General features: G+C 70.5%; 17 protein-coding genes. 13 read left to right on the top strand and 4 right to left on the bottom strand.

Annotated elements, in window-relative coordinates; all coding sequences use genetic code 11:
* Positions 1 to 3: 3 nt before the first annotated feature.
* From FHU39_RS11890 to FHU39_RS11875, 4 genes are all read left to right on the top strand, one after another.
* Positions 4 to 411, top strand: a complete 408-nt coding sequence (locus FHU39_RS11890) for a YraN family protein (RefSeq protein ID WP_183320571.1) — start codon at positions 4 to 6, stop codon at positions 409 to 411.
* Positions 408 to 1,940 carry a YifB family Mg chelatase-like AAA ATPase gene (locus FHU39_RS11885; RefSeq protein ID WP_183320570.1) on the top strand — a complete coding sequence of 511 codons (1,533 nt, stop codon included), beginning with the start codon at positions 408 to 410 and terminating at the stop codon, positions 1,938 to 1,940. The genes FHU39_RS11890 and FHU39_RS11885 overlap by 4 nt, the downstream gene beginning before the upstream one ends.
* Entirely contained in the window at positions 1,937 to 3,076 is a 1,140-nt protein-coding gene (dprA, locus tag FHU39_RS11880; RefSeq protein ID WP_183320568.1) for a DNA-processing protein DprA, read from the top strand. Before FHU39_RS11885 ends, dprA begins: the two co-directional genes overlap by 4 nt.
* Positions 3,077 to 3,139: 63 nt before the next feature.
* Entirely contained in the window at positions 3,140 to 4,063 is a 924-nt protein-coding gene (locus FHU39_RS11875) for a tyrosine recombinase XerC (protein WP_343065840.1), read from the top strand.
* A gap of 189 nt (positions 4,064 to 4,252) precedes the next feature.
* Here the strand turns inward: FHU39_RS11875 and FHU39_RS11870 are convergent, their stop codons facing one another.
* Complete coding sequence (locus tag FHU39_RS11870; protein ID WP_183320565.1) at positions 4,253 to 4,492, bottom strand: hypothetical protein; 240 nt, start codon at positions 4,490 to 4,492, stop codon at positions 4,253 to 4,255.
* 4 nt (positions 4,493 to 4,496) lie between these two features.
* Here FHU39_RS11870 and FHU39_RS11865 point away from each other — a divergent pair, with 4 nt between their 5' ends.
* Positions 4,497 to 5,030 carry a DUF3152 domain-containing protein gene (locus tag FHU39_RS11865; RefSeq protein WP_183320563.1) on the top strand — a complete coding sequence of 178 codons (534 nt, stop codon included), beginning with the start codon at positions 4,497 to 4,499 and terminating at the stop codon, positions 5,028 to 5,030.
* Between the two features lie 19 nt (positions 5,031 to 5,049).
* Here the strand turns inward: FHU39_RS11865 and FHU39_RS11860 are convergent, their stop codons facing one another.
* Positions 5,050 to 5,565 carry a M23 family metallopeptidase gene (locus FHU39_RS11860; protein ID WP_183320561.1) on the bottom strand — a complete coding sequence of 172 codons (516 nt, stop codon included), beginning with the start codon at positions 5,563 to 5,565 and terminating at the stop codon, positions 5,050 to 5,052.
* A 222-nt stretch (positions 5,566 to 5,787) separates the two neighbouring features.
* On the bottom strand, positions 5,788 to 6,957 hold the full coding sequence (locus FHU39_RS11855; protein WP_183320560.1) for a pyridoxal phosphate-dependent aminotransferase: 1,170 nt from the start codon (positions 6,955 to 6,957) through the stop codon (positions 5,788 to 5,790).
* A gap of 312 nt (positions 6,958 to 7,269) precedes the next feature.
* Between FHU39_RS11855 and rpsB the strand changes: the two genes are divergently transcribed.
* The 8 genes from rpsB (at position 7,270) to acs (ending at position 16,029) form a co-directional block, all read left to right on the top strand.
* Positions 7,270 to 8,184 carry a 30S ribosomal protein S2 gene (gene rpsB / locus FHU39_RS11850; protein WP_183320558.1) on the top strand — a complete coding sequence of 305 codons (915 nt, stop codon included), beginning with the start codon at positions 7,270 to 7,272 and terminating at the stop codon, positions 8,182 to 8,184.
* A 131-nt stretch (positions 8,185 to 8,315) separates the two neighbouring features.
* Positions 8,316 to 9,143: a translation elongation factor Ts gene (gene tsf / locus FHU39_RS11845; RefSeq protein ID WP_183320556.1), complete on the top strand. Its 828-nt coding sequence runs from the start codon at positions 8,316 to 8,318 to the stop codon at positions 9,141 to 9,143.
* 156 nt (positions 9,144 to 9,299) lie between these two features.
* Positions 9,300 to 10,496 (top strand): sensor histidine kinase, encoded by a 1,197-nt coding sequence (locus FHU39_RS11840; protein ID WP_343065839.1) that lies wholly within the window; start codon positions 9,300 to 9,302, stop codon positions 10,494 to 10,496.
* A gap of 1 nt (position 10,497) precedes the next feature.
* A complete protein-coding gene (locus FHU39_RS11835; protein WP_221185243.1) occupies positions 10,498 to 11,232 on the top strand; it encodes a LytR/AlgR family response regulator transcription factor in 735 nt (244 codons plus the stop codon).
* Positions 11,229 to 11,597 carry a hypothetical protein gene (locus FHU39_RS11830; RefSeq protein WP_183320553.1) on the top strand — a complete coding sequence of 123 codons (369 nt, stop codon included), beginning with the start codon at positions 11,229 to 11,231 and terminating at the stop codon, positions 11,595 to 11,597. Before FHU39_RS11835 ends, FHU39_RS11830 begins: the two co-directional genes overlap by 4 nt.
* Complete coding sequence (locus tag FHU39_RS11825) at positions 11,594 to 13,174, top strand: sodium/solute symporter (RefSeq protein ID WP_183320551.1); 1,581 nt, start codon at positions 11,594 to 11,596, stop codon at positions 13,172 to 13,174. Before FHU39_RS11830 ends, FHU39_RS11825 begins: the two co-directional genes overlap by 4 nt.
* A 111-nt stretch (positions 13,175 to 13,285) precedes the next feature.
* On the top strand, positions 13,286 to 13,879 hold the full coding sequence (locus FHU39_RS11820) for an acetate uptake transporter (protein WP_183320550.1): 594 nt from the start codon (positions 13,286 to 13,288) through the stop codon (positions 13,877 to 13,879).
* Between the two features lie 170 nt (positions 13,880 to 14,049).
* Complete coding sequence (gene acs / locus FHU39_RS11815) at positions 14,050 to 16,029, top strand: acetate--CoA ligase (protein ID WP_183320549.1); 1,980 nt, start codon at positions 14,050 to 14,052, stop codon at positions 16,027 to 16,029.
* 65 nt (positions 16,030 to 16,094) lie between these two features.
* Here the strand turns inward: acs and FHU39_RS11810 are convergent, their stop codons facing one another.
* Entirely contained in the window at positions 16,095 to 17,138 is a 1,044-nt protein-coding gene (locus FHU39_RS11810; protein WP_343065838.1) for a glycoside hydrolase 5 family protein, read from the bottom strand.
* Positions 17,139 to 17,247: the final 109 nt, after the last annotated feature.

The following is a 17,247-nucleotide window of genomic DNA, read 5'->3' as shown; positions in this document are numbered from 1 at the left end:
CCGATGGCATCGACGCAGCCGCCCGGTGGACGGGCTCGCGAGGCACGCCGACCGGACCGGAGGGAGCTCGGCCGGCTCGGTGAGGAGGAGGCGGCGCGCTACCTGCAGTTGCAGGGGCTGACCGTCATCGAGCGCAACTGGCGCTGCCGCGAGGGCGAGATCGACATCGTCGCGTTGGACGACGTCGGTGACTGTCTCGTGGTCGTCGAGGTCAAGACCCGTCGATCGGAGCTGTTCGGCAGGGCGGTCGAGGCGGTGACGCCGGTGAAGGCGCGCCGGTTGCGGGTGCTGGCGGCGCGCTGGCTGGCCGACCATCCGGTCGGGACGGCGAGCGTGCGCATCGACGTCATCGGCGTGCTCGCACCGCCCGGTGCGCCGTTGTCCATCGAGCACCTGCGAGACGTGGCATGACGCTCGGGAGGACCCGCAGCGTCGCGGTGTGGGGCATCCACGGACGGCTGGTCGAGGTGGAGGCGGACGTGTCACCCGGCCTGCCGAAGTTCATCGTGAGCGGTATGCCGGACGCCGCGTGCAAGCAGGCGCCCGACCGGATCCGGGCGGCGGCGAACAACTGCGAGCTGGACCTGCCGAAGCAGCGCCTCACCGTGAACCTGTCACCGGCGTCGCTGCCGAAACAGGGGTCCGGTTTCGATCTGGCGATCGCAGTGGCGGTGCTGGTCTCGGGCGGGACGATCGAGGCGGACCTGGTCGCGACCACCGTCCACGTGGGGGAGCTGGGGCTGGACGGGACCGTGCGCGCCATACCGGGGGTGCTGCCTGCCGTGCTGGCCGCGGTCGACGCGGGTGCGCGGCAGGTGGTAGTGCCGGTCGCGAACGCCGCGGAGGCCGCACTCGTGCCGGACATCGAGGTCGTGCCGGTCGACTCCCTGGGTGCCCTCGTCCGGCGCTACCAGGCACTGGCCAGGAGGAGGCCGTTGCCCGAGCCGCCGCCGGTGCCCGAGCCCGTGCAGGTCGTGGGCCGGGTGCCCGACCTTGCGGACGTGGTCGGTCAGGCGGAGGCTCGCTACGCGCTGGAGGTCGCAGCGGCCGGCGGGCACCATCTGGCGATGATCGGGCCGCCGGGCGCCGGCAAGACGATGATCGCCGAGCGGCTCCCCGGGTTGTTGCCACCGCTGACCCGGGAGCAGGCGCTGGAGGTGACCGCGATCCACTCGGTCCTGGGCGCGTTGCCGGAGCAGGTGCTGATCGACCGGCCGCCGTTCGTGGCGCCGCACCACGGAGCGTCGATGCCTGCGGTGGTCGGCGGCGGGTCGGGTCGGGTGCGTCCCGGCGCGGTCTCGCGTGCGCATCGCGGCGTGATGTTTCTCGATGAGTGTCCCGAGTTCCGCCGCGACGTGCTCGACGCGCTGCGCCAGCCGCTGGAGTCCGGTGTCGTGCAGGTTGCCCGTGCCGACCAGGTCGTCACGTTCCCCGCACGGTTCCAGCTGGTGCTGGCCGCGAACCCGTGTCCGTGCGGTCAGAACTACGGGAAGGGTTCGAAGTGCACGTGTGCGCCGCAACGGCGGCGCGACTACCTCGGCCGGATGTCCGGCCCGCTGCTGGACCGGGTCGACGTCCAGCTGACCATGCTTCCGGTGACCCGAGCCTCCCTGGCCGGACCGCGTGGCGAGTCCACCGCCCAGGTGGCCGCGCGGGTGGTGGACGCCCGGCGCCGGCAGGCGAAGCGCTGGGCACCGATCGGCTTCGCACGCAACAGCGAGGTGCCGGGTGCGGTGCTGCGATCCAGCCCGTGGCGGCTACCCGGCGACGTGACGCGCGGTCTGGATCGTGCGATGGAGCTCGGCCAGTTGACGCTGCGTGGCTACGACCGCTGTCTGCGGGTCGCCTGGACGATCGGCGATCTGGACGGTGCCGAACAACCCGGTTTCCGGCAGGTCGAGGAAGCCCGCGGGCTGCGGGCAGGAAGTGCGGCAGCATGAACGAGCAACGGGGGCCGGTCACGGCGCTGCGGGGAAGCCGGGATGCGCAGTTGGCGGTACGGATCGCGCTGGCCGCGACCGTCGAGCCCGAGGACAGGACGATGCTGCCACGGTTGCGTGGACTCGATCCGTTCACCGCCTGGGACCTTGTGCGGTCCAACGAGGGCGGCGCCTTCGGTCGAGCCGTCGCCCGGGCCGAGCAACTTCGGGTCGACGGCATCGTCGCCCGGACCGAGGAGGTCGGGGCGCGGATCGTCATACCAGGGGACGCCGAATGGCCTTGCGGGCTCAACGATTTGGAGCACCCACCGTTCTGTCTGTGGATCGCCGGTCAGGCAACACTCGGCGAGTCGTGCGAGCGCAGCATCTCGATGGTCGGGGCACGGGCCGCCACGCCGTACGGCACCCAGGTGGCGGGGGAGCTCGCCTACGGGTTGAGCAGCCGTGGCTTCACCGTCGTGTCCGGTGGTGCGCACGGGATCGACACGGCCAGTCACCGCGGTGCGCTCGCGGCCGGTGGCCGCACCTTCGCCGCCATGGCCTGCGGCATCGACATCGCCTACCCAGCGGCGAACGCCGGGTTGTTGCGGCAGATCGAGCAGGCCGGTGCCGTCGTCACCGAGTTGCCGCCCGGGTTCGCACCGCAGAAGCAGCGTTTCCTGTCGCGCAACCGGTTGATCGCGGCGCTGACACCGGGGACCCTGGTGGTCGAGGCCGGGCTGCGCAGCGGATCGCGCTCGACGGCCACCGCGGCATCCCGGATCGGTCGATTGCTCGCGGCCGTGCCCGGACCGGTGACGAGTCCGGCCAGTGCGGGTCCACACCAGTTGATCCGTGACTGCGGCGCGACCCTGGTGACCGATGTCGACGATTGCGCAGAGCTCTTCGGTGCGATCGGCGCCGACCTCGCCGAGCCGAAGCGTGCAGCGCCGACGCTGTTCGACGCGCTGGAGGAGTCCGACCGCCGGTTGCTCGACGCGATGCCGGTCGTGCGGGGGACGACGGCCGAGAAGCTGGCGATCAGTGCCGGACTCAGCGCTCGCGAAGTGACCCGCGGGCTGGCCGCGTTGCACGCCGCACGACTCGTCGAGCGGATCGAGTCCGGGTGGCGACGCACCCCGGGCCACGCAAGCTGACGCGCGGCACCGGCGTGTTGGTCGCACTCGGTCGAGCCGACCCCGGGCTAGCCTGTGGGTGTCGTGACAAGTTCGAGCGCGCTACTCCAGGAGCCGGTGATCGCCGGGTACGAGCGACACCTGCGTTCCGAGCGAGGGCGGTCACCGCACACCGTCCGCGGCTACCTCACGGACCTGCGCGATCTGGCCGACCGCCTCGCCGACAGCGGCGTCACGTCCTGGGACGACGTCACGCTGGCGGACCTGCGGTCCTGGCTCGCCGGGCTCGACGCAGCGGGCGCGAGCCGGGCGACCCTCGCACGCCGGTCCGCGGCCGCACGAGGCTTCTTCGGCTGGGCGCAGCGCGCCGGCGAGATCACCACGAACCCGGCCCAGCGGCTGGTGGCCCCGAAGCGGGTGAAGACCCTGCCGGAAGTGCTGCGACAGGACCAGGCCAGCGCCCTGCTCGACGTGGCCGCCGTCGCGGCCGACGACGCCGACCCGGTGCACCTGCGGGACCGGGCGATGCTGGAACTGCTGTACGCCAGTGGGATCCGGGTCGCCGAGCTGGTCGGCCTCGACATCGACGACGTCGACCGGTCCGAACGTGTCATGCGGGTCATCGGCAAGGGCGACAAGGAGCGGACCGTACCCTTCGGGCGGCCGGCCGTCGAGGCGCTGGACACCTGGCTGCAGGCCGGCCGGCCCAAGCTGGTCGCCGCCGCGTCCGGGCCGGCACTCTTCCTCGGTGCCCGAGGGCGACGGGTCGACCCCCGCGTGGTCCGCGAGGTCGTGCACCGGCTGCTGCGCGAAACCCCCGGCGCCCCGGACCTCGGTCCGCACGGACTGCGGCACAGCGCGGCAACGCACCTGGTCGAGGGCGGAGCCGACATACGCCTGGTGCAAGAGCTGCTCGGCCACGCGAGCCTGGCCACCACCCAGGTCTACACGCACGTGTCCGTCGAGCGGCTGCGCCGCACCTTCGCCCAGGCGCATCCCCGTGCCTGACCTCGGATCGGGCGGGCGTCCGCCCGAGATGCGACGGGATCGCCGTACCGGTGGCGCGCACCGGCAGGGCCCCCTGCCCCCTCCACGGCACATCTCCGCGGCGGAGGCGCGGCGACAGCGCCAGGCCCGGTTGATGCGGACGGTCATCGCGGTCGTCGTCGTACTCGCGCTGGCCAGCGCACTGTCCGGCTACCTGCTGTACGGCCGCGGCCAGTCGGCGGCGGGATCGCCGGCCGCGACCACACCGGCTCCAGGTTCGGCCACCGCACCGTCCGCCACCGCCACGACATCCGCCTCGAGTTCGGCGACGCCGAGCACCACGGCGTCGAGCACCACGGCGTCGAGCACCGCGACGTCGACGAAGCCCGCGAGCAGAACGTCCACCGCGAAGCCGGTGTCCGTGCCGGCCCAGGGCAACGGCAAGTTCACGGCCGTGACGGTCCCCGAAACGACGACGGTCAAGACCGGACGGGTGGTTACCTATTCGCTGCAGATCGAGGGCGGCATGCACGCCGACACCGCTGACGTCGCCAAGGCGTTCGGCAGTGCGCTGCTGGACCGGCGCGGCTGGCAGGGCGTCGACCAGGTGCGGTTCGTCCAGGTCACACCGCACCAGGTGGCCAAGGGCACCAAGCCACAGATGCGGGTGCTCGTCGCGAGCCCGAAAGAGGTCAACAAACTCTGCGCCCCGTTGCCCACCCACGGTGACACCTCGTGCGACACCAGCGCCCACGTCGTCCTCAACTACAAGCTGTGGATGAAAGGCGTCGTCTACTTCAAGGGCCAGCTCGGCACCTATCGCGAGTACATGGTCAACCACGAGGTCGGCCATGCGCTGGGCCACGGGCACCAGTTGTGCTCGAAGAAGGGCGCCTACGCCCCGGTGATGCAGCAGCAGACGCTCGGCCTGCAGGGGTGCAAGGCGTGGCCGTGGCCGAAGCGGCCGAACGCCGCCGGTAAGGCCTGAGACCCGCCGATCGGGTCGGTCAGCCGAGAGGAAGCAGCCGCACCGGTCGAAACTCCAGCAGCGACAACGGATCTCGATAGTTGTTCGGGCCGACCAGCAGTCCCCAGTGCAGGCACGGTCTGTCCCCGCAGTGGTCTCCGGCCGCCAGGGTGGCGATGCGGTCGCCGGCCGCCTCGACGGTGCCCGTGGGATCCCGATCGGTCACCGGCTCGTAGGTAGTCCGCCGCCCTCCGGCGTGCTGTACGGCGATCACGCCGCGACCAGCGATCACGCCCGAGAAGGACACCGTGCCGGCACCCGCCGCGAGCACCGGTTGGCCGACCGACCCCGCGAGATCGGCGCCCCGGTGCCCCGCGGCCCACGGCTGCGGCGGCGCCTCGAACGGTCGCAGCACCTGCGGTTTCGGGTGCAGCGGCCACCGGAAACCGTCTGCCGGTGTCGGGTCAAGGCTGACCGGAGGAGCAGCGGACCCGCCACCGAGCGCCGCACCGGCTGCCGCGACGAAGGCGGCCACGGCGCGCCACACATTGCTCATGTCCGCAGGCTGCGCCGCGGCCTCCCGCCGGACCAGTGGCCGCAGCCGCGCCTGTGGACACTGCCCGGCCACCCGCGGGGCTGTGGACTCGTCCCCGCCACGTACCCCCTCTTGCCGAGAGGCCCAGCAAATGCTCACGGGCCCAGAAACACCGCGCCGCGAAGGGCCAATTTGCTGAGCCTGTCGCGCGTTGCTGAGCCTTTCGGCAAGGGGGTGAGCGGTTCAGGGGGTCGGGGCGGCGAGGCGGGCGAGCCGGGTCGCGGCCTCGGTCAGCACCTCCGGACGCTTGCAGAACGCGAAACGGACCAACGTCCGGCCCAGCTCGGGATCGTCGCAGAAGACCGACACCGGCACACCGACGACACCCACGAGTTCCGGCAACTGCCAACAGAATTCCAGCGCGTCGGTCGCACCGACCGACGACACGTCGGCGATCGCGAAGTACGTCGCCTGCGGCTCGCTGACCGCCAGCCCGGCCTCGCGCAGACCGCGGGTCAGGATGTCGCGCCCGTCCTGCAGGGTGTGCGCCAGCGACGTGAACACCTCGTCCGGCAGGCCGAGGCCGGTCGCGATCGCGGGCTGGAAGGGGCCGCTGCCGACATACGTCAGGAACTGCTTGACGGTCGCGCAGGCCGTCACTAGCTCCGCCGGACCGCTCAGCCAGCCGACCTTCCACCCGGTCGCCGCGAACGTCTTGCCCCCCGAACTGATCGTGATCGTCCGGTCGAACGTCCCCGGCAGCGTCGCCATCGGCACGTGCTGCCCGCCGTCGAAGACCAGGTGCTCGTACACCTCGTCGGTGACCACGATCGCGTCGTGCTCGCGGGCCAAGCCAGCGATCAGCTCCAGCTCGGCCCGGGTGAACACCTTCCCGGTCGGGTTGTGCGGGGTGTTGAGCAGCACCAGGCGGGTCTTGTCCGAGAACGCCGCCCGCAACGACTCCTCGTCGATCGCGAAGTCCGGGAAGCGCAGCGGACTGGTCCGGCGGACGGCTCCGGCCAGCGCGATCGTCGCGGCATACGAGTCGTAGTAGGGCTCGAAGGTGACCACCTCGTCACCCGGCTCACACAGCGCGAGCACGGCCGACGCGATCGCCTCGGTCGCGCCCACGGTGACCAGCACCTGGGTGTCGGCGTCGATGCTCAGGTCGTAGAAGCGGCGCTGGTGCGCGGCGATCGCTGCGCGCAGTTCGGGTATGCCGCGCGCCGGCGGATACTGGTTGCGGCCGTCCGCGATGGCGCGCCGGGCCGCCTCCAGCACCTGCGTCGGGCCGTCGGTGTCCGGGAAGCCCTGCCCGAGGTTGATGGCGCCGGTGCGTGCGGCCAGGGCCGACATCTCCCCGAAGATCGTGGCGCCGAAGCCCTGCATGCGGTCGATCAGCTGCGTGTCCATAGACCTGTCACGCTAGACCCGCCCCGGAACGACGCGGCCCGCGCCCGCGCCGCGCGTCGGTAGAGGCCCTCGCGACCGCCCGATTTCGCTGCCGGTGCCGGTGCCCGTAGACTGTTGCCACGGCCCAGTGTCACCACTGGGTCGAATTCGCGCGTCTCACGCCGGTGTATGCCGGGGTGGGTCCGTCAGTCCGGCCGGTTCTCCTCGGGGAGCGGGTCGGTCCGGACCCATCGGGGCGCCAGGTTTGCGTGTGCGTCATACCGACGACATGCGTGAAGACAACTGGAAACCCATATCAGAAAGGACTTCGGCATGGCCGTCGTCACGACCCGCCAGCTCCTCGAGAGCGGCGTCCACTTCGGGCACCAGACCCGTCGCTGGAACCCCAAGATGAAGCGCTTCATCCTCACCGAGCGCAACGGCATCTACATCATCGACCTGCAGCAGTCGCTGACCTACATCAACGACGCGTTCGAGTTCATCAAGCAGACCGTGGCCCACGGCGGCACGATCCTGTTCGTCGGCACCAAGAAGCAGGCGCAGGAGTCGATCCAGGAGCAGGCCACCCGCGTCGGCATGCCCTACGTCAACCACCGCTGGCTCGGCGGCATGCTGACCAACTTCAACACCGTCCACAAGCGTCTCGCGCGGCTCAAGGAGCTCGAGGAGATCGACTACGCCGACGTCGCCGGCTCCGGTCGCACCAAGAAGGAGCTCCTGGTCCTCAAGCGGGAGAAGGACAAGCTGGAGCGCACCCTCGGCGGTATCCGCGACATGGCCAAGGTGCCCTCGGCCGTCTGGGTCGTCGACACCAAGAAGGAGCACCTCGCCGTCACCGAGGCGCGCAAGCTGAACATCCCGGTCATCGCGATCCTGGACACCAACTGCGACCCCGACGAGGTTGACTACAAGATCCCGGGCAACGACGACGCGATCCGCTCCGTCACGCTGCTGACCCGCGTGGTCGCCGACGCCGTGGCCGAGGGCCTGATCGCCCGCTCGGGTGGCGGTTCGGACGAGGCCGAGGCCTCCGAGCCGATGGCCGAGTGGGAGCGCGAGCTGCTCGCCTCCGAGGACGCCGCCGACAAGACCGACATCGAGACCGGTCCGACCTCGGTCAAGGAGGCCGCCGACGCGACCGCTGCCGCCGACGTCGTCGACCCGGCCGAGCAGGCTGCGGTGGCCGAGGCCACCGAGAAGGCCGCCGAAGAGATCGCCGAGTCCTGATCCGCTGACGCGCCGCGCCGGGCCGCGCGTCGGGGTCCGGCGGGCGCGCCGGAGTGTGTATGGCGCCAGCGGCGCCATACCTCCCACAACTTTTCTGTACTGCCACTTTCGCGAAGGAGCGAAGCACACACATGGCCAACTACACCGCTGCTGACATCAAGGCGCTGCGCGAGCAGACCGGTGCCGGCATGCTCGACGTCAAGAAGGCGCTCGACGAGGCCGACGGCGACAAGGCCAAGGCCACCGAGATCCTGCGGGTCAAGGGCCTCAAGGGCGTGACCAAGCGCGAGGGCCGCACCACCGCCAACGGCCTGGTCGCCGCCCAGGTCGAGACCGGCGTCGGCACCCTGCTGGAGATCAACTGCGAGACCGACTTCGTCGCCAAGGGCGAGAAGTTCATCGCGCTGGCCGACCAGGTGCTGGCCCAGGCCGTGGCCAGCAAGGCCGCGGACGTCGACGCCCTGCTCGCGTCGAGCGTCGACGACGGCACCGTGCAGGACCTCGTCGCGGGCGCCGGTGCGACCATCGGCGAGAAGATCGAGATCCGCCGCGTGGGCCGCCTCGAGGGCGAGACCGTCGTGTCCTACCTGCACAAGACCAGCCCCGACCTGCCGGCGCAGATCGGCGTCCTGGTCGCGGTCAAGGGTGGCGACGAGACGATCGCCCGTGACATCGCGATGCACGTCGCGGCGTTCAGCCCGACCGTCCTCGCCCGCGAGGAGATCCCGGCCGAGACCGTGGAGAACGAGCGCCGCGTCGCCGAGGCGACCGCCAAGGAGGAGGGCAAGCCGGAGGCCGCCCTGCCGAAGATCATCGAGGGCCGCGTCAACGGCTACTTCAAGGAGAACGTCCTGCTCGAGCAGCCGTTCGCCAAGGACTCCAAGAAGACCGTCGCCAAGGTCGCCGAGGAGGCGGGCGCGGAGGTCACCGGTTTCCTGCGCTTCAAGGTCGGCATCTGATACGCCCCCTCTGACCGAGGGGAGTACATCCGCACCGAGCGGAGTGGATAAACCACTGGTTTTTCCACTCCGCTCGGTCATTTTGTGCTCCTTTCGGTCGCGGGGGTGTCGGTGGTATGCCGGGCGCCGCGCGCACCGGTGCTCTAGCGTGTCGCCGTGAACAACGTGGGCGTCGCGGTGACGATCGCCGTGCTCCTCGTCCTGCCGGTCGCGGCCCTGTGGTGGTGGGCGCGGCGGCACCGCGGGATGGGCAGCGAGGCAGACCGGGCGACCCTACGCACCCTGCACGAGGCCAACCGCGCCGCCCGGCCGCTGCGTGAGGGCCTGACCGAGGCCTCCGCGGAACGCGCCGTCCGCTCGCTGCGCCCGCTGCTGACCGCACCGGCGGTCGCGCTGAGCGACGGTCGCAGCGTCCTCGGCTGGGACGGCCACGGCGAAGAGCATCGCGCCGACGTGCTGGCCGCGGCCATGACGACCTTCGAGGACGGCCGGGCCCGGGTGGACAGGATCAGCTGCGAGGATCCCGGCTGCCGGCTGCGCGACGTGATCTCGGTGCCGCTCGTCGTGGACGGCTCCGTGGTGGGGACGCTGCACGCGGTGGTCACCATGGCCGGCGCACCGGTGATCAAGGCGACCCACGAGGTCGCTGACTGGGTGAGCGGCCAGCTCGAGCTGGCCGAGGTGGACCGGCGCCGCTCCGGCCTGGTGGAGGCGGAGCTGCGCGCCCTGCGTGCCCAGATCTCGCCGCACTTCATCTACAACGCGCTCACCACCATCGCGGCGTTCGTGCGCACCGATCCGGACCGGGCCCGTGAACTGCTGCTGGAGTTCGCCGACTTCACCCGCTACTCGTTCCGCCGGCGCGGTGAATACACCGCGCTGGCCGACGAGCTGCAGGCCATCGAGCAGTACCTCACCCTGGAGCGGGCCCGCTTCGGTGACCGGCTGCGGGTCACCCTGCGGATCGCGCCCGACTGCCTGACGGTGATGGTGCCCTACCTGTCCCTGCAACCGGTCGTCGAGAATGCCGTGCGCCACGGCCTGGAGCCCAAATCCGGCCCAGGCGAGATCGTCGTCGAGGCGCTGTCCGACGGCGCCGACGTGCGGATCTCGGTGGAGGACAACGGCGTTGGTGAGGATCCCGAACGGATCCAGGCGGCACTCGACGGGGTCGCCCAGGCGGACTCGGTCGGCCTGTCCAACGTCGACATGCGGCTGCGCGCGACGTTCGGCGAACAGTACGGCCTGGTCGTGGAGACCGCGCCGGGTGCCGGCACCCGGGTGCTGATGCACGTGCCGCGGTTCGCCGCCCGAACGCACGCGGCCGACGGGGCGACTCACTATGGTGGGTGACATGCCGGACCACCTGCGGGTGCTCGTCGTCGACGACGAGCCCCCGGCGCGCGGCGAGCTGGCCTACATGATCGAGCAGCTCGAGCCGGTTGCCTCGGTGGAGGCTGTCGGATCCGGGGTCGAGGCGCTGCGTGCCCTGGAATCGACGCTGTTCGACGCCGTCTTCCTGGACATCGCCATGCCGGGCCTCAGCGGTCTCGACCTGGCGCGGGTGCTCGCGCGGTTCGAGCGGCCACCCGCCGTGGTGTTCGTGACCGCGCACGACGCGCATGCCGTCGAGGCGTTCGAGCTGGACGTCGTCGACTACCTGCTGAAGCCGGTGCGGGAGGCGAGGGTCCAGGAGGCCGTACGGCGGGTGCTGGCCCACGACGCGCCGGTCACCCCGAAGCCGGCCGACCCCACCATCCCGGTCGAGCTCGGGGGAGTCACCCGCTTCGTCCGCAGGTCCGACGTGCACTTCGTGGAGGCGCACGGCGACTACGTCCGACTGCACACCGACGGCGCGGCACACCTGGTCCGGCTGTCGCTCGGCAACCTCGAACGCGACTGGGCGGACGCGGGTTTCCTGCGCATCCACCGCAGTTACCTGGTCAGCACCCGGCACATCACCGAGCTGCGTCAGCACGACCAGCGGTGCATCGTCGTGATCGACGGGCACGAGCTGGAGGTGAGCCGGCGCCGGGCCCGGGAGCTCAAGGACGTGCTGCTGCGCGGCGCGAGCGGGGGCGGGCCGTGACCACGCCCCCGGGTCGCCGGGTCCGGGTCGAGCGCCGGCGCACCGTCGCCCCCGACGTCACGGCGATGAGCCAGGAGATCGACGCTCAGTCCCGGCTGGGCGACGCGTTGCTCCGCTCGCTGATGCGCGCCCAGCTGCGGCTGGCCGGCGTGGTCCTCCTGCTCCTCGCGCTCTCGCTGGGCGCCCTGCCGCTGATCTTCGAGGTGGCACCCGGGGTCCGCCGGATGCACGTGCTCGGCATACCCCTGCCGTGGCTGCTGCTGGGTGTTCTGGTCTATCCGGTGCTGCTCGGACTGGGTTGGTTCTACGTGCGGTATGCCGAACGCAACGAGGCCGGGTTCACCCGTCTGCTGGACAGATCATGAACGCCGGCGTCGGACTGGTCGCGGTCCTCACGGTGTCGGTGTTCACCCTGGCGATCGGTGTCTACGGGGTGCGCGTGTCGCGCACCACCAGCGACTTCTACGTCGCCTCCCGCAGCGTCGGCCCGGTCGTCAACGCGTCCGCGATCAGCGGCGAATACCTTTCAGCCGCTTCGTTCCTCGGCGCTGCCGGGCTGATCCTCGCGCAGGGCGCGGACGCCCTCTGGTACTCCGTCGGCTGGACCGCCGGCTACCTCGTGCTGCTGGTGCTGGTCGCCGCACCGTTGCGCCGCTCGGGCGCCTACACGCTGTCCGACTTCGCCGAGCTGCGCCTGGAGTCGCAGGCGGCCCGCAAGGTGTCCAGCGTGGTGGTCGCCCTCATCGGTGTGCTCTACCTGCTGCCGCAGTTCCAGGGCGCCGGGCTGACCCTGCGCACCCTGGTCGGCGCACCCACCTGGACCGGCTCGGTGCTGGTCGCGGCCGTCGTGCTGGTCATCGTGCTGTCCGGCGGGATGCGCTCGATCACCCTCACCCAGGCCTTCCAGTACTGGCTGAAGCTCACCGCCCTGATCATCCCGCTCGCCGTCCTGCTCGCGCACTGGCGCCGCACCGGCGGCGCGACACCGCCACAGCTGCACATGACCGACTGGGTCGAACCGATGCAAGGGCGCTACGCGACCTACCTGGTCTACTCGCTGATGGTCGCGACGTTCCTCGGCACGATGGGCCTGCCGCACGTGGTCGCCCGGTTCTACACCAACATCGACGGCCGTGCCGCGCGGCGCACCACCCTCGGGGTGCTCGGCCTGCTCAGCGTGTTCTACCTGCTGCCGACGATGTATGGCGTGCTCGGCCGCATCTACAGCTTCCGCCTGGTCGAGTCCGGGCGCACCGACGCGGTCGTGCTGGAGTTACCGACCGACGTGCTGCACGGATTCGGCGCCGACCTGCTCACGGGTCTGCTCGGCGCCGGGGCGTTCGCCGCGTTCCTGTCGACCTCCTCCGGCCTGGCGGTGTCGGTGGCCGGCGTGCTCAGTCAGGACGTGCTGCGCGGCCGTTCGGAGTCGGTCCGGGACTTCCGGCTCGCGACGGCACTGGTGGTGTCCCTCACGCTCGCGCTGCTGATGGCCTCCAGCGGGGTGCCGGTCGCGCGGGCCGTCGAGCTCGCCTTCGCGGTGGCGGCCTCGACGTTCTGCCCGCTGCTGCTGCTCGGCATCTGGTGGCGCGGGCTGACCGCACCCGGCGCCATCACCGGTCTGGTCGTCGGCGGCGTGACCTGCACCATCGCCGTGGTCGCGGCGCTCGCCGGCTATCACGCGCCAGGTGTCGCCGGTCCGTTGCTCGCCCAGCCGGCGGCGTGGACGACGCCGCTGGCGCTCGCCGTGATGATCGTGGTCTCCCTCGCCACCGCCGACCGGCGGCCGCCCGGTGTGATGCGCACGATGGTGCGACTGCACACCCCGGAGCACCTCGATCTGGACCGCGGGAGCTTCGACCCGGACCGCTCGTCCCGGCCGACCGTTCAGCCCGGCAGACCGACCGCTCACCGACGCGACGATCGACGCCCGGCGACCATGTGACCCCGCTCACATCATCACCGATCCAACCGCTGACGAAGACTCCGAGGTCCGCACTAGCGTGCGAAACGGCGGCGAACGCCGTCCACTTCCGACGACATCAGGAGTCCTTCCATGTCCGAGTTGACCAAAAGCCCGGCACCGGGCTCGCACCTCGCCGATCCCGCGGCGCTCGGCCTCGGTGGTTTCGCGCTGACCACGTTCGTGCTGAGCGTCGTGAACGCCGGCATCGTGCCCGACAAGGTGGAGCCGGTCGTCTTCGGCCTCGCCTTCGCCTACGGCGGCATCGCCCAGCTCGCTGCGGGTCTGTGGGAATTCGCCAAGGGCAACACCTTCGGTGCCACCGCGTTCTGTTCGTATGGCGCCTTCTGGATCTCCTTCTGGTGGCTGACCGGTCACACCGACCTGTCCGGTGCCGGCGCCGACGTCAACAAGGGCCTCGGCCTCTATCTGCTGGCCTGGGGCATCTTCACCCTCTACATGACGGTTGCGGCCGTCCGGACGAGTGGTGCGGTCCTGGTGGTGTTCATCCTGTTGACCATCACCTACTTCCTGCTGGCCTTCGGTGAGTTCGGCACGAGCAGCGGGCTGACCAAGACCGGCGGCTACGTGGGCATCGTGACGGCGATCGCCGCCTGGTACGCGTCGTTCGCCACGGTCGCGAACTTCACGTTCAAGCGGACGGTGCTGCCGACCTTCCCGCGCTGAGCCACCCGCACGACCGACACCGGGCGGGTTCGGCAACACCGGGCCCGCCCGGTCCGGCGGGTTCGCGAAGGTCGCGACTTCGGCAGCATTCCCGCCCGGTGAGTGATTGAGTGAGAGGTGTCGCCCACGCCCACTCGGTCCACTGACGACTGAACACAAGGAGACAAACGATGGCGCAAGCTAGCGAGAACCAGAACATCGACGCGCTCATGCAGGAGTCGCGCACCTACCCGCCGGACCCCGCCTTCACCGAGCAGGCGAACGCCAAGCCGGGGTTCTACGACCAGGATCCGGACGAGTTCTGGGAGCGTGAGGGCCGTGAGCGGCTGAGCTGGTTCACCGATTTCACCACGTTGAAGGAGTGGGACCGTCCCTACGCCAAGTGGTATCTCGGCGGGAAGTTGAACGCCTGCTACAACTGCGTGGACCGGCATGTGGAGAACGGCCTGGGCGACAAGGTCGCCTACTACTGGGAGGGCGAGCCGGTCGACGACCGGCTGACGATCACCTACGCCGACCTGCAGTCCCGGGTGGTCAAGGCCGCGAACGGCTTCAAGAGCCTGGGGATCGGCAAGGGCACCAAGGTCGCCGTCTACATGGGCATGATCCCCGAGGCCCCGGTGACGTTGCTGGCGCTGGCCCGGCTGGGTGCGCCGTTCACCTTCGTGTTCGGTGGGTTCTCCGCCAACGCGCTCGGCTCCCGGATGGTCGAGATGGGGTGTGAATACCTGATCACCCAGGACGCCGCCAACCGCCGCGGTGCGCCGAGCCCGCTGAAGCCGACCGCCGACGAGGCGATGGCCATGGCACCCACGGTGAAGACGAGCATCACCGTGCGCCGCACCGGCACCGAGGTCCCGATGACCGACGGCCGCGACAAGTGGTGGCACGACGTGGTCGACTCCCAGAGCGACGACCCGGCGTCCTGTCCGTGCGAGCCGATGGATTCGGAGGACCTGTTCTTCCTGATGTTCTCCTCGGGTACGACGGGCAAGCCCAAGGGCATCCTGCACACGACCGCCGGTTACCTGGCCGGCACGTCGACGACCCATCACTACGTGTTCGACATCAAGCCGGAGAGCGTCTACTGGTGTGCCGCCGACATCGGCTGGATCACCGGGCACAGCTACATCGTGTTCGGGCCGCTGGTCAACGCCAGCACGAGCGTGATGTACGAGGGCACACCGGACTTCCCGGACAAGTCACGCTGGTGGCAGATCATCGAGCGCTACAAGGTCACCGTCCTGTACACCGCGCCCACCACGATCCGCACCCACATGAAGTGGGGCACCGACCAGTTGCAGGGCCACGATCTGTCGTCGCTGAAGGTGCTCGGTTCGGTCGGTGAGCCGATCAACCCGGAGGCGTGGGTCTGGTACCGCGACAACGTCGGTGGCGGCAAGTGCCCGGTGGTCGACACCTGGTGGCAGACCGAGAACGGCATGATCCTGGTGACCCCGCTGCCCGGCCTGACCACGCTGAAGCCGGGGTCGGCCACCAAGCCGTTCATCGGTGTCAAGGCCGCGGTGTATGACGAGGAGGGTCACGAGATCGCGCCGGGTGACGGCGCCGGCTACATGGTGGTCAAGGAGCCGTGGCCGGCGATGTTCCGCGGGCTGCTGAACGACGACGACCGCTTCCGGGAGACCTACTGGAGCAAGTTCCCGGACGCCTACCTGGCCGGTGACGGCTCGCGGATCGACGCCGACGGCGACTTCTGGATGATGGGCCGCATCGACGACGTGATGAACGTCTCCGGTCACCGCCTGTCGACGATCGAGGTCGAGTCGGCGCTGGTGAGCCACCCGGACGTCGCCCAGGCGGCCGTGGTGAGCCGCTCGGATCCGACGACCGGGCAGGCGATCGTGGCCTACGTGACGTTGCGCGACGGGGCCGAGGGCAGCACCGAGAAGCTGGCCGAGTTGCGTGAGCACGTCGGCACCGAGATCGGTCCGATCGCCAAGCCCGCCAATGTCGTCTTCGCGGACTCGCTGCCGATGACCCGCTCGGGCAAGATCATGCGCCGCCTGCTCAAGGACGTCGCCGAGAACCGCGAGCTGGGCGACACCACGACGCTGGCGGACCCCTCGGTCGTCAACGAGATCGCGTCCCGCGCCGCATCGGAGAAGGAGCACGAGAAGGAGGGCTGACGCCCGCACCGATCACGAATCCGGCTGTCCCACCTCAGGTTCGGGGCAGCCGGATTCTTCGCGTGTCAGGGGAGTTGAATCCTGGCGGGTATGACGCTGCCGTCGGGCTGCCGGCCGGCAGCGACCCAGGCACGGTGGAATTCGCTTCCAGGAGCGACGGATCCGCGGCTGCGCGGGTGTCGCAGGATGTCGTCCGGTGCAGTCAGGACCGGCCGCGGCGCGGCGGCCGGCCTGGCCTCGCGGGCGCGGGCGATCGCGGCCCGCAGCGCGTCCGCGGCCGGTTTGGCGCGGTGGTCGACCGTGAAGAGGCCGAGGTCGTACTCCCGGTCGGGGAAGTCCAGCTGACGGCGGTCGACGTCGTGCGAGCACCACCAGGTGATGCCGACGAGCTGGGGGAGCGCGGTCACCGATGCCACGGTGCGGCGGACGAATTCGGCTGCGTGCTCGAGCGGCACGTCCGGCAGCGGTGCACCGACCTCCTGCAACCATACCGGCCGGTCCGGGCCGCCGCAGGCCACCGCGAGCTCGGCCAGGTACGCCGCGTGACTCGTCGTCGCGGGACCGAGCGGCCCGTCCACCGCCGACGTCCCGTTGAACACCCACGAGTGCACCGACGACACGTCACCGAGACGCACGACGTCCTGCGGCCCGAAGGGGTGATCGGGTGCGTAGAACGCGTCGTCGAACAGCGAGTGGATCACCTGTTGACCGGTGCGGGCGTGCTCCCGCACGACCTCGACCAGCTCCGCCGCCCAGCCGGTGGACGCATCGACCGACGTCGGGTTCGCCGGCCACAGGTTGTTGACCTCGTTGCCCAGGGTGAACGCGAAAACGCCCGGTTCACCGGCGAGTTCATCGACCATGGCGGTCACATAGGCCCGCAGGCCGTCGCGCACGCGGCGGTCCTCGAAGACGCTCGCCCGGTGCCAGGTCAGCGCCCAGGACGGCACGAAGTCGAAACTGGACAGATGGCCCTGGACCAGGTCGACGCACACGTCGAGGCCCAGCCTCGCCGCGATGCGGACCAGCTGCCGCACGTCGTCCACGGCCGACGAGCGCAGGTGCCCTCGGCCCGGCTGGATCCACGGCCAGACGGGGAAGATCCGCACGTGGTCCATCCCGAGCCCGGCCAGGTCGGTCAGGTCCGCCTCCGCGGCGCCCGGGTCGAAGTCGAGCAGCTGTAGAACCAGCCGTGCGAGGGGACGTAGTTCGCGCCGA

The sequence above is a fragment of the Flexivirga oryzae genome (assembly GCF_014190805.1).
Classification (GTDB): Bacteria; Actinomycetota; Actinomycetes; order Actinomycetales; family Dermatophilaceae; genus Flexivirga; species Flexivirga oryzae.
This window is presented reverse-complemented; position numbering and strand designations above follow the sequence as displayed.

Excerpts from the sequence above, each read along its gene's own strand:
- rpsB (WP_183320558.1), top strand. The coding sequence starts at position 7,270 with ATGGCCGTCGTCACGACCCGCCAGCTCCTCGAGAGCGGCGTCCACTTC.
- FHU39_RS11835 (WP_221185243.1), top strand. The coding sequence starts at position 10,498 with ATGCCGGACCACCTGCGGGTGCTCGTCGTCGACGACGAGCCCCCGGCG.
- FHU39_RS11885 (WP_183320570.1), top strand. The coding sequence starts at position 408 with ATGACGCTCGGGAGGACCCGCAGCGTCGCGGTGTGGGGCATCCACGGA.
- dprA (WP_183320568.1), top strand. The coding sequence starts at position 1,937 with ATGAACGAGCAACGGGGGCCGGTCACGGCGCTGCGGGGAAGCCGGGAT.
- acs (WP_183320549.1), top strand. The coding sequence starts at position 14,050 with ATGGCGCAAGCTAGCGAGAACCAGAACATCGACGCGCTCATGCAGGAG.
- tsf (WP_183320556.1), top strand. The coding sequence starts at position 8,316 with ATGGCCAACTACACCGCTGCTGACATCAAGGCGCTGCGCGAGCAGACC.
- FHU39_RS11890 (WP_183320571.1), top strand. The coding sequence starts at position 4 with ATGGCATCGACGCAGCCGCCCGGTGGACGGGCTCGCGAGGCACGCCGA.
- FHU39_RS11855 (WP_183320560.1), bottom strand. The coding sequence starts at position 6,957 with ATGGACACGCAGCTGATCGACCGCATGCAGGGCTTCGGCGCCACGATC.
- FHU39_RS11860 (WP_183320561.1), bottom strand. The coding sequence starts at position 5,565 with ATGAGCAATGTGTGGCGCGCCGTGGCCGCCTTCGTCGCGGCAGCCGGT.
- FHU39_RS11825 (WP_183320551.1), top strand. The coding sequence starts at position 11,594 with ATGAACGCCGGCGTCGGACTGGTCGCGGTCCTCACGGTGTCGGTGTTC.
- FHU39_RS11820 (WP_183320550.1), top strand. The coding sequence starts at position 13,286 with ATGTCCGAGTTGACCAAAAGCCCGGCACCGGGCTCGCACCTCGCCGAT.